At 74.7% G+C, this 14,252-nt stretch carries 9 protein-coding genes and 2 pseudogenes; 8 read left to right on the plus strand and 3 right to left on the minus strand.

What is annotated here, in order from left to right:
• Nucleotides 1-290 precede the first annotated feature (290 nt).
• The 3 genes from ABTZ03_RS10860 to ABTZ03_RS10870 form a co-directional block, all read right to left on the minus strand.
• Nucleotides 291-1,298, minus strand: coding sequence for an MsnO8 family LLM class oxidoreductase (locus ABTZ03_RS10860; protein WP_350512566.1), 1,008 nt, complete (start codon nucleotides 1,296-1,298; stop codon nucleotides 291-293).
• A gap of 64 nt (nucleotides 1,299-1,362) precedes the next feature.
• Nucleotides 1,363-2,100: a DUF2269 domain-containing protein gene (locus ABTZ03_RS10865; RefSeq protein WP_350512567.1), complete on the minus strand. Its 738-nt coding sequence runs from the start codon at nucleotides 2,098-2,100 to the stop codon at nucleotides 1,363-1,365.
• Nucleotides 2,101-2,340: 240 nt separating this feature from the next.
• Nucleotides 2,341-3,537 carry a peptidoglycan-binding protein gene (locus ABTZ03_RS10870; RefSeq protein ID WP_350512568.1) on the minus strand — a complete coding sequence of 399 codons (1,197 nt, stop codon included), beginning with the start codon at nucleotides 3,535-3,537 and terminating at the stop codon, nucleotides 2,341-2,343.
• A 393-nt stretch (nucleotides 3,538-3,930) separates the two neighbouring features.
• Here ABTZ03_RS10870 and ABTZ03_RS10875 point away from each other — a divergent pair, with 393 nt between their 5' ends.
• From ABTZ03_RS10875 to ABTZ03_RS10910, 8 genes and pseudogenes are all read left to right on the plus strand, one after another.
• Complete coding sequence (locus tag ABTZ03_RS10875; protein ID WP_350512569.1) at nucleotides 3,931-5,304, plus strand: DUF6271 family protein; 1,374 nt, start codon at nucleotides 3,931-3,933, stop codon at nucleotides 5,302-5,304.
• Nucleotides 5,301-5,798 carry a GNAT family N-acetyltransferase gene (locus ABTZ03_RS10880; protein WP_350512570.1) on the plus strand — a complete coding sequence of 166 codons (498 nt, stop codon included), beginning with the start codon at nucleotides 5,301-5,303 and terminating at the stop codon, nucleotides 5,796-5,798. Before ABTZ03_RS10875 ends, ABTZ03_RS10880 begins: the two co-directional genes overlap by 4 nt.
• A gap of 144 nt (nucleotides 5,799-5,942) precedes the next feature.
• Nucleotides 5,943-7,271 (plus strand): hypothetical protein, encoded by a 1,329-nt coding sequence (locus ABTZ03_RS10885; protein ID WP_350512571.1) that lies wholly within the window; start codon nucleotides 5,943-5,945, stop codon nucleotides 7,269-7,271.
• A 142-nt stretch (nucleotides 7,272-7,413) separates the two neighbouring features.
• The gene (locus tag ABTZ03_RS10890; protein WP_350512572.1) at nucleotides 7,414-8,613 is read left to right on the plus strand and encodes a hypothetical protein; all 1,200 of its coding nucleotides are present in this window, start codon (nucleotides 7,414-7,416) and stop codon (nucleotides 8,611-8,613) included.
• Between the two features lie 226 nt (nucleotides 8,614-8,839).
• Nucleotides 8,840-10,450 (plus strand): annotated as a pseudogene (locus ABTZ03_RS10895) (AMP-binding protein); the annotation flags it as partial.
• 105 nt (nucleotides 10,451-10,555) lie between these two features.
• Nucleotides 10,556-10,879: pseudogene (locus tag ABTZ03_RS10900) on the plus strand (acyl-CoA thioesterase); the annotation flags it as partial.
• Nucleotides 10,876-13,254, plus strand: a complete 2,379-nt coding sequence (locus ABTZ03_RS10905) for an oxidoreductase (protein WP_350512573.1) — start codon at nucleotides 10,876-10,878, stop codon at nucleotides 13,252-13,254. The pseudogene ABTZ03_RS10900 and the gene ABTZ03_RS10905, both read left to right, overlap by 4 nt.
• 8 nt (nucleotides 13,255-13,262) lie before the next feature.
• Complete coding sequence (locus ABTZ03_RS10910) at nucleotides 13,263-14,231, plus strand: carbon-nitrogen hydrolase family protein (RefSeq protein ID WP_350512574.1); 969 nt, start codon at nucleotides 13,263-13,265, stop codon at nucleotides 14,229-14,231.
• Nucleotides 14,232-14,252 lie beyond the last annotated feature (21 nt).

Raw genomic sequence — 14,252 nt, forward strand, 5'->3', positions numbered from 1 at the left:
AGGTCGCCGATCCCCGCGCCGTGCACCGGAGATACCGGAGATGACGGAGATGACGAAGGGGCCCGTTCCACGGAATGGAACGGACCCCTTCGGATGGAGCGCCAGGCCCGGATCGCACGGACTCTCCCTACTGAAAGTAGGGCGTACTCTGGTAGTACCACTGACGCATGTTCGGAGGATCTTCGTTTCGGAAGATCATTTCCCCTCGACGAGATGAACAGTAGCAGCTCATCGCGCCTGGTCAGAAATCGAACCCCGGACTCCGCCCGGGGCCCCACCGAGGGCGCGGCTCAGACCTGACCGACGGCCTCGGCGAGCAGTCGGTAGGAGTCCAGCAGCGCGGTGCGGTCGTAGGTGCTGGTGGCCACCAGGAACTCGTCCGCACCGCTGCGCGCCACCAGGGCGGCCAACTCGGCGGCGACCTGCTCCGGAGTGCCCGCGATGTGGCCCTTGAGCGACTGCTCGAACGCGGCCCGCTCCCGCGCGCTCATCGCACGCGCGAGGATCTCGTCGGCCGGCGCCAGCGGCGGGAACTCCCCGTGGGTGCGGGAGTAGGCGCCCGCCCAGGCCTCCGGGACGAGCAGGTCGCGCGCCCGCTCCTCGGTCTCCGCCACCGCGACCGTGCCCGAGACCACCACGTACGGCTCGGCGGCCTGGGCGGAGGGGCGGAAGCGGCTGCGGTAGGCCTCGATCGCGGCGAGCATCCGCTCCTCGCCGCGGGCGGCGGCGATGACCAGCGGCAGCCCGGCGTCGGCGGCCAGGTCGGCGCCCGCGCCGGTCGCCAGGACGAAGGCCGGTACGTGCAGGCCCTCGGCCGGGCGGGCGTGGACGTCGCGGTGCACCTGCTGCGAGCCGTCGAAGTAGCCGAGCAGCTCGGTCAGCTGGCCGCCGAAGTCGTCCGCGGCGTCCTTCTCCCGCCCGAGCGCCCGCCGGACGCCGTCGGTGAAGCCCACCGAGCGGCCGAGCCCCATGTCGATCCGCCCCGGGAACAGCGCCGCCAGCACACCGAACTGCTCGGCCACCACCATCGGTTGGTGGTTCGGAAGCATCACCCCGCCGGTGCCGACCCGGATCCGGGTGGTGGCCGCCGCGACCGCCGCGGCGAGCACCGTCGGCGCCGACCCGGCCACCCCGGGCACGCCGTGGTGCTCGGAGACCCAGAACCGGTGGTAGCCCAGCCGCTCGGCCTCGCGGGCGAAAGCCACCGTGTTCCGAAGCGCCTGCGCCGGCTCCTCACCCTCTCTCGTCCGGGAGCGGTCGAGGACGGAGAGCCTTGTCGCGGGCGTAGCGCTGGTCACGTCGGTGCACAACACCCGGCCGCCGGGTGGGCATTCCCCGGGGCCGGTGCGGCCCGCCGCCCGGTCATCGCCCACCGGGCTCGGCACCGGCCCCGGAGTCGGAGCCGGAGCCGAGAACGGACCCGGACCCGGAGCCGGAAGCGGAACCGACCGAGGAGTCACGCCCGGCCACCACCGCGGCCCGGGCGCCCACCGCGGGTATTCGACCCGGGCGCCCGCCCGCAGCCGTGCGGCGGCGGCCCCAGGGCTTGTACACCGACAGGATGACGTTGAACAGGTAGAGCACGAGCGCGACCGCCGGAACGATCACCGTGTTGTAGCGGACGAACCCCAGCTCCGCCACCGGGATCGGGCCGGTCGGGTGCGCGTCCGCCAGGCGGACCGCGTCGTGCAGCCGCGCGGTGAGGGCGAAGACCGAGGCGGCCATCGCCCCGAGCGTCAGCCAGAACTTGGTACTCACCCAGTAGTAGCGGAACAGGCCCCAGGACGTGCCGAGCCCCAGCGCCACCCCGCTCAGGAAGGTGAGCAGGCTCAACGGCAGGATCAGCGCGTCACCGAGCATGCCCATCGCCCGGTAGGCGGTTCTCAGCCGGTCGGCGTCGTCGGTGGTCAGCGCCGTCACCGCCAGGGTGAGCAGGCAGAGCATCAGCGCCAGCCAGCTCACCGAGACGACGACGTGCAGGACCACCAGGCGCTTGCGCGCCCCCGGCGACAGCCGGCGGCCTCCGGACCGCCGCGCCGCGCCGGGGGCGGGGTCGGGGGCGGGCCCGGACAACGCGACGGCTCCGGTGGACGAGCGCACGGGTACCTCCTTCGAGTCGGGGTCACGACGACGCGCCCAGACTCCCCCGTCCGCCCCTCCTCGGGCATCTGACGAGGGAAGTAACCTCGACTACTCCCAGGCGAGTACGCACCAGGCGCCCTCCCCGCCGAAGAACTCCCCCAGGAGTACGACCGGCGAGGACGCAGGGAAGCCGGCGGCGAGGGAGCCGACCGCCGCTCCCCCGCCGCCGGCCGGCTCAGTCCGTCACCGCCGGCCCGCTCAGTCCGTCACCGCGAACCCCTGCGCCGCGCCCAGCCGCTGGAGCGAGTCCCGCCCGGGGATACCGTCCGCGGCCGCCCCGGTGTACCCGCACCGGCGCTGCCAGCCCGCGTACGCCGTGACCGTGAGCGAGCCGTAGGAGCCGTCCACCCAGCGCTGTTCGAGCAACCCCTCGTCCGCCAGCGCCTGTTCGACGATCGCCACCTCGGCCCCGTAGGTCCGGTGACCCTGCTCGGCCCCCGGATCGGTGTGCGCGGCGGCGACCACGTGGGCGACCGAGACCGTGCGCGGTCCGGGCAGGTAGCCGAGCAGCCGGCGCAGCGAGCCCTCGCCGGGGACGCCGTCCGCGGCCTGGCCGGTGTAGCCCAGGCTCGCCTGGTAGTCGGCGTAGTTCTCGGTGTCCGCGTCCGTCCAGTCCGGTCCGGGGCCGGACCGGTAGTGGCTGCCGAAGCCGCCCGCGACCAGCGCCCGGCCGACCGTGGTGACCTGGTAGCCGTGGGCGCCGTAGCCGTACGCCAGGCCGTTGATGGTGCTCTGGTAACGGGCCGGGGTGCCGGCCGGCGGCGCCGGGTGCTGGTGCGGGGGCGGGTCGGAGGGGGAGCCCGGTCCGCCGGGGAAGGCGGGCCAGGAGCCCGGGTCGACGTGGTCGTTGTACGGCACGTGGGCATGGGCGTACCAGCCGGCCCGGCTCTCCCACACCTGCTCGTCGCGGTGCTCGGAGAAGTCGGTCGGCCGCCCCATCGGCCACACGTCGGGCACCCCCCAGGAGGAGATCCAGGCGTGGATCAGCGCCCAGCCCGCGCACGGGGTGTCGACCAGCCGCGGGTAGACCGTGCCCTGGTGGCGGCAGTACGGGAAGAACACCGCCTCGATCTGGATCACCACCCGCCCGGCCCGGTTGGTGCGGGTCGGGCTCTGGTCGGGGCTGAGCAGGCTCTTGGAGCGGGAGTCGGCGGGGAACAGCTGCGTCGTGCGTCCGGTGAACGGGTCCCAGACCAGGTGCGGGGCGTCGCCGGCGCCGGGGCCGGTGAAGTACCCGACCAGGTCCTCGTAGGAGCACCAGTCCTGCGGTGCGGCGGCGGTGGCGTTGCGGTCCCAGGTGATGTGGGCGATGGCCTTCGGCGGGTACTGGTGGTCGGTCGGCGCGTGGTCGCCGAGGTCGTGGATCTCGGCACCGGGCAGCCACGGTTCGGGCATGCTGGCTCCTCCGAACGGCGTAATGACGTCATTGCCGGTATCGGCAGGTACGCGTCGGGGATTGACCCCGGCGGCGCGATCGGTGGCGCAGTGAGGGGCGTTGAACCTCCCGGGCCCGTACGGCCGTTCGGATCAACAAGAGGAATTCGTCCGCAGGTACGGACCGGGGCTCGCGACGCGTGCCGCCGGATCCGTACTCAGTCCTGCCCGGAAAAGGGGCCGGGGAAAGCCCGGGAGGCCCCGGAAGCCGCCTGGCGGGGGCGCATTCCACCCCGCCGCGGCCGCCCTGTCAATCGTTGACTTCGCAAGTGGTCTAGTCCAGCGTGGTGCGCCCGACGCATTCATGTCGCCGTCGCCGCACCGATTCTGACGATCAGACGGAGATCCACCGCCATGCAAAGAGTCTGCCTCGCCCTGCCCACCATGCGCCCCTGCCCCGAGACCATCGCGGAACTCGCCGAGGAGGCGGCCTACGCCGTCGCGACCTTCGGGGTCGAGGTGCACCTCCTGATCCTCGACACCACCGGAGCGGCCGCGTTCGCGCAGAACGCGGCTGCGGTGGCGGCGCTGACCCCGACCCCGGGCGTGGTCGTCCACCACCTGGGCGAGGCGCGGCAGCGGGAGTTCCTGCGCCGGGTGACCGAGCGCTCCGGGGCCGCCGACCCCGCACTGCTGCTCGATCTGATGCTCCCGGAGGCCGTCGCCTACGGTTCCTGCGTCAACCGGCTGTTCCTCGGCGCCGCCGCCCTGGGCTGCAGCTCCACGCACCTGCGCAACGACGACGCCGACTTCCAGGTCGTCGACGGCCGGAAGGTCTTCCCGATCCACCACGAGCTGCTCTCGATCGGCCGACCGGCCGGCGAGGCGGTGGCCGGGGTGTCCCGCTCCCGGCTCGACCCGGCCGACGCGGACAAGCCGGTGATGCTGGTCAGCGGGTCCTTCATCGGCGAACTCAACGTGGACATCAGCGAGATCCACGAGCTGGACCCGGCCGTCTACCGCGACATCGTGCGCCTGTGGACCCCGCCGGTGTGGCCGGAGGAGGACCGGGACGCCATGGTGGACGTCTCCTTCAAGGGCTCCGACTCCGGACCGTTCAGCACCGACGACTCCGTCCTCGGCGTGCCCGACATCTGGGACGTCTACATGTGCAACATCGCCCTGGACCAGCGCTCCTACGAGGCACTGCCGCTGCCGCCCGCGACCGAGACCATCGGCAGCGACTACGCCCTGCTGCACGCCCTGGTCCACTCCCGGCTGCCCGGCGTCGTCCACAACCGCCACATCGTCAACTACTACACGCCCGAACGCCGCACCGGCACCGGCTTCATCGCCTACCAGCTGCGGTTCGTCAAGTTCCTGCTCTCGATGCTGTACCTGTACCCGGTCTACGGCGGGATGATCGACATCGGTCGCGAACTGCTGGACGAGCGGCACGAGTTGCGGGTCGAGCCGATCATCGGCCTGGCGCGGGGCGCCGTCGACTGGGACCGGGCCGGGAACGAGCACTGCCTCGACGTCCTGGACCGCTCGTACCGCAAGCTGGGCGGCAAGTACACCGAACTCGCGGACGTGGTGGCCGGGCAGCGCCGGCGACTGCTGGACGAGGCGCAGCGGGACGCCGGGCTCTGGGTGGTGCTGACCGAGGCCTGGGCGGCGCTGGTGGCCGCCGCGCGGGCGGAGGGACTGCACGCTGACCCGGCCGCAGGCACGGCGGCTGCGGGAAGTGCGGCTGCGGACGGCACGACGGAGGTGCCGAGCCGGTGAGCGAGGACCTCCGGATCCGTCTGCTGGCCGACGGCGACTGGGACGCCGTGGTGGCGCTGGAGCACGACGCCTACGCGGCCGACGGCCTGTCGGAGGGACGGGAGGCGCTGCAGTCCCGGGCCCGCAACTCGCCGGGCACCTGCTTCGTGCTGGAGCAGCACGGCGTCGTGCGCGGCTACCTGCTGAGCCTGCCGTACCCGCCGCTGCGCTGCCCGGACCTCTCCCGGGCGGAGGACACCGCGTACACCTCGGACAACCTGCACGTGCACGACCTGGTGATCGCCGAGGAACTGCGCGGCCGGGAGGTCGCCCTGGGGTTCATGCGGCACTTCCGGGCGCACGCCGAGGAGTTGGGCTACGAGCGGATCTCGATGGTCGCGGTGCGCGGGGCGGACATCCTGCTGCGACTGCTCGGCTACCGGGCGCACCGGGAGGTGGCGGTGCCGGACTGCTACGGGCGGCGCGCCGTCTACATGTCGACACCCGTGCACTGACCGGAGGCGACGTCCGGGACGGAGGATCACCCGGTCGGAGCAGTCCGGACGGCAGGGGTCCCTCCGCGGGCCCACCGTCCCCACGGCCGGGCCCGCCGCGATATTCGACGGCGGGCCCGGCCGGACCGCGGGCAGAATGCGCGAATGCCATCGCTGCTGCACGCCGTCGCCCGCAACCCCGCCCTGCCGCCCGAACTGCTCCGGCAGCTGCTCAACCGGGCCGAGACCGACGGTGAGCTGGCGTGGGCGCTCGCGGACCGGCCGGACCTCGGCCCGGAGCAGGTCCGGCAGCTCGCCGAACGGCACGAGGGCGCCGCCCTGCTGCTCGCCGAAGCCGGGCTGCTGGGCGCCGAGGACGTGGATCCGCTCACCCGGCCGACCGCGGCGGTCCGGCTGCTGGACGAGGGGCGCGGGAAGCCCGACTGGGCGCTGCTGCTGGCCCGCTCTCCGGACCCGGCCGTCCGGGAGCGGCTCGCCGCCTGCCCGGACCTGCCGCCGGACGCCGCCGGGCTGCTCGCCCTCGACGAGTCCGTCGACGTGGTGGCCGAACTCGCCGTCAACACCACCCACGCGGACCTGCTGACCCACCTGGCGGCGCACCCGGTGGCGAGGGTCCGACGCTGGGCGGCGGCGAACGAGGCGATGCCCGCCGAGCTGCTGGCCGCCCTGCTGGACGATCCGGAGGTGCCGGTCCGCGAGCAGGCGGCGGGCAACCCGGCGACCCCGGGGGCGGCCGCCGCCCGGCTCGCGGCCGATCACGTGATGGTCCGGCAGACCCTCGCCACCCACCCCGGGCTGCCCGCCGACGCGTACCACCGCCTCGGCGGGGACGAGATCCCCCTGGTCCGCGCCAACCTCGCCGGGAACCCGGGGATCGACGACCCGCTGATCCGCCGACTGGCCGAGGACGACGGCCACGACGTCCGGCGTTCGCTCGCCCACCACCCACGCGTCCCGCTCGACGTGCTCGCCCGGCTCGCCGCCGCCACCAGGACCGGACCGGCCCTGCTCCCCCGGATCGCCACCGCCGACCCCGCCGAACTCACCGAGCTCGCGGGGTCGTCGGAGCCCCGGGTCCGCGCGCTCGTCGCCGCGCGCCGCGACCTGCCGGCCGCCCTCCGCGACCGGCTGGCCGCCGACCCGGACGCCAGGGTGGTCAAGGCGGTGGCTCCGCACCCCGGTCTCGCCGGGCGCCGACTCTCCCTGCTGGTCGACCGCTTCGGCCCCGGAGTGGCCACCGCCGTGGCCCGCAACCCCGGCACCCCGACCGACCTGCTGGACCGTCTCGCCGCCCTCCCACTGGCCGGCCGGGCCCGGCACGCCGTCGCCGCCCACCCGAACGCCTCCCCCGCCCTCCTCGCCGACTGCCTGGCCGCCCCGGACCGGCGCACCGCCGAGGCGGCCGCCGCCAACCCGGCCCTGCCGGTGGCGGTGATGGCGGAACTGGTGGCGGGGCACCCGTACGGCCCATGACGGCCGGCGCCGGGGCGGTGCGGGTGACCGCCGCGTCCGGATGCGGTTGCAGTTCAGTCTCCGTTCAGTCCGCCAGGGGTGTGTCGGGGCCGCCGGTCCGGGAGGCTGATGGCAACGGCTCATGCGGTGGGGGGGAGTTGCCATGGGGGACGGCCGGGAGCTGGTGCCGGGTGTGGTGGAGGCGCTGCTGCGGTTGGCCCGGGGTGAGACGGGCGGGGCGCGACAGGCGGTGGCCGAGGTGGTGCGGGCCCGGCTGCGGCTGATGCCGGAGGGGGCGCGGGCCGTGACGGTGGCCGACGCCGCGCCGGGCGACCCCCGGGTGCGGGGCGCGCTGACCGCGGCCGTCGTCCAACTGCTCGCCACTGACCCGGGGTTCGCCCAGTACCTGGGCACCACCGCGCTCGCCGGGCCGGGCGATCCGAGTACCGTCCAGCTGCGGACCGGCCCGGCGGGCGGGCCTGCCACGGTCCAGTTGCGGACCGGCCCGGCGGGCGACCCCGCCACGGGCCCGGACGGCGACCCGGCCACCGTGCAGCTCCGGACGGGCGCGGAGGCCGATCCGGCCACCGTCCAGCTCCGCACGGGCCCGGAGTCCCCGTCCGGCCCGAGCACCGTGCAGCTGCGGGTCGGCCCGGCCGCCGCCGGGGCCCGGGCCCTGGCCGCCGGGCGCGGCAACGCCGCCCTCATCGTCGCCCTGGCCCTGGTGCTGATCGCCGCGCTGGTCGCGCTCGGCATCAACCTCGGTTCCCGCCCGCTGCTGCGCCCCACCGGGCCCGACTTCGCCCACGCCGCGCGCACCGTCCGCGACCCCGCGCAGTTGCAGGGCGTACTGCCGGACGGGGCGTCGCTGCCGGGCGGCTGGCAGGTGGCGGCCGCGCCGCAGTCCGGGACCGGCAGCGGGGCCGCGGTGCCCTGCCTGCTGCCGGACGCCTGCGACCGGCAACTCGCCTACGCCACCGTGACGTTCCGTGCCGCTCCGGTCCAGGCCGCACGGTTCACCGTGGTCACCTTCGCCTCCGCCGACGCCGCCGACCGGGCCTTCGACGGGAGCCTGACCCAGGTCGACGGCGCGGGCGACGCGACCACGGTGACCGTCCCGTCGATCGGCGACCGGAGCGCCGCCCGCACCAAGGGGGCGAGCATGGCGGAGGTGCTGGTCCGGGTCGGCCCGACGCTGCTGTCCGTACGGGACGACGGACCGGGCGCGGCGGCCGCGGCGCCCGTCCTGCCCCCGCTCGCCCGGCTGCTCGCCGAACGCGCCCAGCAGGCCGTGGACGGCCGCAGCCCGGACGCGGTCTCCGCTCCGGCGACTGAGCGCTCAGCCCTCCCGCGCGGCCCGTAGGCTCCGCACGCCCCAAACGCCCCGCCCCCGACGCACGCCCCGCACGCCCCGCAGGCCGCACCGGCCCGCGGGGCGTTCGCGTTGCCCCGGCACCCGACACCCGACACCCAGAGCCCCTTCCGCACCTCCCTCCCCTGTAGTCCGAATGCATGTATCGCTCTCTTGACTGGCGTCACGAGCACGCCATACTGGCTTCACTCCCGCCCGCACGACGAGGTGCCAGCCCATGGAGCTCTCCCCCTCAGCGCACGTGGACACGTTCTGTCGAGACCATCTCCCGCCCTTCGAGCAGTGGCCCGAACTCCTCTTCGACCTCCCGGAGTTGGCCTACCCCGACCGCCTGAACTGCGCGGCGGCCCTGCTCGACGACACCATCGCCCGGCTCGGGCCCGACCGCCGCTGCCTGCTCACCCCCACCGACCGGTGGAGCTACGGCGAACTGCGCGACCACGCCGACCGGATCGCCCGGCTGCTCACCGAGGAACTGGGCCTGGCCACCGGTAACCGGGTCCTGCTGCGCGGCCCCAACACGCCCTGGCTGGCCGCCTGTTGGCTCGGCGTGCTGAAGGCCGGCGGCGTGGTGGTCACCACCGTGCCGCTGCTGCGCGCGGCCGAACTGACCGAACTGACCGGGATCGCCCGACCCGCCCTCGCCCTGTGCGACCACCGCTTCCTCGCCGAGCTCGACCGGGCGGACACGCCCGGCCTGCGGATCCTGTCCTTCGGCGGCCCCGGCCCCGAGGACCTCACCGCCCGCTGCGCCGCCCACCGCCCCGGCTTCACCGCCGTGCCGACCGCCGCCGACGACGTCGCGCTGATCGCCTTCACCTCCGGCACCACCGGCCGCCCCAAGGCCACCCTGCACTTCCACCGCGACGTGCTGGCCAACGCCGACACCTTCTCCCGGCATCTGCTCCGCCCCACCCCCGACGACCTGTTCACCGGCACCCCGCCGCTCGGCTTCACCTTCGGCCTCGGCGGCCTGCTGGTCTTCCCCCTGCGCGTCGGCGCCGCCAGCCTGCTGCTCGAACAGGCCACCCCCGAGCAGCTCACCGAGCAGGTCGCCCGCCACGGCGCGAGCGTGCTGTTCACCGCGCCGACCGCCTACCGGGCGATCCTGGCCGCCGGGCTGGCCGACCGGCTGGCGGGCGTACGGCGCTGCGTGTCGGCGGGCGAGCCGCTGCCCGCCGACGTCTGGGCGGCCTTCCACGCCGCCACCGGCCGACGGCTGATCGACGGCATCGGCGCCACCGAGCTGCTGCACGTGTTCATCTCCGCCGCCGACGACGACATCCGGCCCGGCGCGACCGGCCGTCCCGTCCCCGGCTACCGGGCGGCGATCCTCGACGAGCACGGCGACCCCGTCCCGGACGGCCGACCCGGACTGCTCGCAGTCAAGGGCCCGACCGGCTGCCGCTACCTGGACGACGAGCGCCAGCGCGACTACGTCCGCAACGGCTGGAACCTCACCGGCGACACCTACCTGCGCGACCGGGACGGGTACTTCTGGTACCAGGCCCGCAACGACGACATGATCGTCTCCGCCGGCTACAACATCGCCGGCCCCGAGGTGGAGCAGGCGCTCGCCGCCCATCCGGCGGTCGCCGACTGCGCCGTGGTGGCCGCACCGGACGAGCGGCGCGGCACGGTGGTCAAGGCGTACGTGGTGCTGCGCGAGGGCGTGTCAGCGGGCGCCGAAACCGTCAAGGAGCTCCAGGAGCACGTCAAGCACACCATCGCACCGTACAAGTACCCGCGCGCCGTCGAGTTCGTCCCCGAGCTGCCGCGCACCGCGACCGGCAAACTGCTGCGCACCGAACTCCGCCGGAGGGCCGCCCTGGAACCGCGACCGAACCCCGCCAGCGTCACCGTCGAGCGCCGGGTCGAGTGGTCGGACACCGACGCCGCCGGGCACTACCACTTCTCCGCCGTCCAGCGCTGGGCCGAGGCCGCGGAGGCGGCGCTGCTGCGCCGGCTCGGGCTGGCCGAGCTGTTCGGTCGGATCCCCCGGGTGCACTTCGAGGCGGACTACCGGGAACGGCTCTGGTTCGGGGACGTGGTCCGCACCGAGCTGCGGGTGGTCCGGGTCGGCGGTTCCTCGCTGCACTACGCCTTCGAGGTGCACGGCCCGCAGGGGCTGGCGGCCAGCGGCCGGATGTCGGTGGTGCACGCCGCGCCGCGGGCCGGGGGCGCCGAGCCCTGGCCCGACCCGGTCCGCCGGGCGCTGACCGAGGCCGGGCCGCAACAGGCCGAGGTGCTGGCATGACGACCGGAGCGCGGCCCACGGCCGGCCCCGCCCGCCGGATCGCCGTCATCGGCGCCGGCCCCGGCGGCCTCTACTTCGCCGCGCTGGCCCGGCAGTTGGACCCCGACCGCGAGATCACCGTGTTCGAACGCGACGGCCGGGAGGACGAGTTCGGCTTCGGCGTGGTCTTCTCCGACGAGACCCTGGACGGCATCGCCCAGGCCGACCCCCAAGTCTTCGCGGCGATCAGCGCCGAGTTCGCCCGCTGGAGCGACATCGACATCCGCTACGCCGGCCAGGTCCGCACCAGCGGCGGGCACGGCTTCGCCGCGCTGGACCGCAACCGGCTGCGCGCCGTCCTGCAACAGCGCTGCGCCGAACTGGCGGTGGACGTGCGCTACCGCACGCCGGCCCCGCCGGTCGCCCGACTCACCGCCGACTACGACCTGGTGGTGGCCGCCGACGGCATCCACTCGGCCACCCGGTCCGGCTGCCCCGAGGCCTTCCGCACCGAGCTGGACGAGCGGCACTGCCGCTACATCTGGCTCGCCACCGACCGGGTCTTCGAGGCCTTCACCTTCATCGTCGAGGAGTTCGACTTCGGCACCGTCCAGGTGCACGCCTACCCGTACAGCGCCACCCGCTCGACCTTCATCGTCGAGATCGCCGCCGATGCCTGGCGCCGCGCGGGCTTCGAGGCCCTCGCCGCCCGGGAGTTCGCCCGCGGCGAGAGCGACCTGGCGAGCGTGCGGCGCTGCGCGGAGCTGCTCGCCGGCCACCTGGACGGCCACCGGCTGATCCCCAACGCCTCCCGCTGGATCCGCTTCACCACGGTGCGCAACGCCAGTTGGCGCCACCGCAACCTCGTCCTGCTCGGCGACGCCGCGCACTCCGCCCACTTCTCGATCGGCTCCGGCACCAAACTGGCCCTGGAGGACGCCCTCGCACTGGCCGCCTCGCTCGCCGAACAGCCCACCCTGGACGAGGCTTTGGCCGCCTACGAGGCCGAACGGCGGCCGGTGGTGGAGTCCACCCAACGCGCCGCCCAGGCCAGCCTGGAGTGGTTCGAGACGGTCGGCCGCCGCACCGGGCAGGGCGTCGACCAGTTCGCCTTCAACCTGCTCACCCGCAGCCGCCGGGTCACCTACGGCAATCTGCGCGCCCGCGACCCGGAGTTCACCGCCGCCGTGGACACCGCCGTCGGCGGCTCGCCCGGGGTGCCGCCGATGTTCCGGCCGCTGAAGCTGAGCACGCTGGAGCTGCGCAACCGGATCGTCGTCCCCCCGCTGGCGACCTTCACCTCCCCGGACGCGCTGCCCAGCGCCTTCGACCGGGCCCAGTTGACCGCCCACGCGCTCGGCGGTGCCGGGCTGGTGATCGCCGGGATGACGGCGGTCGACCCGGCGGGCCGGGCCACCGACCGCTGCCCCGGGCTGTGGACCGACCGCCAGGAGGCCGCCTGGGCCGAACTCCGGTCATCGGTGCGAGCGGTGAGCGACACCCCGATCGGCCTCCAGCTCACCCACGCCGGCCGCCGGGGCGCCACGGAGGCGCCCGGACCGGACGGCATCGGCCGCCCGCTCGCCGAGGGCTGGCCGCTGCTCGCCCCCTCGCCGCTGCCCTGGGACTCCGCCGCCGCGACCCCGCACGAGGCCGACCAGGTCCGACTGGCCGCCGTCACCGCCGACTTCGCCGCCGCGGCGGAGCGTGCCGCGCGGGCCGGATTCGACGTGCTGGAGCTCCAGTTCGGCCACGGCCACCTGCTCTCCTCGTTCCTCTCCCCGCTCACCAACCACCGCACCGACCGCTACGGCGGCCCGCTGGCGAACCGGCTGCGGCTGCCGGTCGAGGTGCTCACCGCGGTACGCGCCGCCTGGCCCGCCGGGCGGCCGCTGCTGGTCCGGATCTCGGCCGCCGACTGGGCCCCGGGCGGCACCACCGAGGCGGAGGCGGTAACGATCTGCCGGGCGCTCGGCGAGGCCGGGGCGGACGCGGTGGACGTGTCCACCGGCGAGGTGGTGGCGCACCAGCGGCCGCCGTACGGGCGCGGCTACCAGACGCCCTTCGCCGAACTGGTGCGCACCGCCACCGGACTGCCGACCGTCGCGGTCGGCGCGATCTCCGGCCACGACGACGCCAACTCCGTCCTGCTGGCCGGCCGCGCCGACCTGGTCGCGATCGGCCGGGCCCAGCTGCACGACCCGTTCTGGACCCTGCACGCCGCCGCCGAGCAGGAGTACACCGGCCCGGGCGCCCCCTGGCCCGAGCCGTGGCTGGCCGGGCGCCGCAGGCCGCCCGGGCCGGGCGCCGACCGGGTCGCCCCGCGGCTGCACCTGCTGCGCGCGCCCGCCCCGCCGATCCACCGCCGGTGGCGGCCGACCCCGACCGAGGAGTGAGAGCAAGCATGGACCTGCCCCGCTTCACCGCCGCCGCCGTCCAGGCCGCCCCGGTCTACCTGGACCCGGGCGCCACCGTGGACAAGGCCGTCGCGCTGATCCAGGAGGCCGCCGCACACGGCGCCGAACTGGTGGTCTTCCCCGAGGTCTTCGTGCCCGGCTACCCGTACTGGAACTGGACGATGACCCCGGTCCAGGGCTCGCCCTGGTACGAGCGGCTGTACCGGGCCGCCGTGGACGTCCCCGGACCGTACGTGGACACCCTGCGGGCCGCCGCCCGACAGGCCGGGGTGGTGCTGGTGATCGGCGTCAACGAGCGCGGCCGGCACAGCCTCGGGGTGCTCTACAACACCCTGCTGATCATCGACTCCAACGGTGAACTGCTCGACGTGCACCGCAAGTTGGTGCCGACCTGGGCGGAGAAGCTGACCTGGACCCAGGGCGACGGCAGCTCGCTGCGGGTGCACCGGACGGCCGTCGGCCCGCTCGGCGCGCTGGCCTGCGGGGAGAACACCAACACCCTGGCCCGGTTCACCCTGCTGGCCCAGGGCGAACTCGTGCACGCCGCCAGCTACATCGCCCTGCCGGTGGCCCCCGAGGACTACGACATGGCGGAGGCGATCGCCCTGCGCGCCGCCGCCCACTGCTTCGAAGGCAAGCTGTTCACCGTGGTCTCCTGCTCCACCATCTCGCCCGCGATGGTGGACCTGATCGCCGGCGAGGACCAGCAGGTCCGCAAGCAGCTCGCCCGCCCGCGCGCCGCTCTGTCCGGGATCTTCGGCCCGGACGGGCGGGCGGTCACCGAGCCGCTGGTCGACGAGGAGGGCATCGTCTACGCCGAGATCGACCTCGGCCGGTGCATCCAGCCCAAGCAGATGCACGACATCGTCGGCCACTACAACCGCTTCGACGTCTTCCGGCTGCACGTGGACAACCGCCCACTGCGGCCCTTGACCCTCCCCGACGACGCGACCTGACCCGACCCGACCTAGACCTGA

Origin of the sequence: Kitasatospora sp. NPDC096077 (assembly GCF_040303245.1) — a bacterium.
In the GTDB taxonomy this organism is placed as follows: Bacteria; Actinomycetota; Actinomycetes; order Streptomycetales; family Streptomycetaceae; genus Kitasatospora.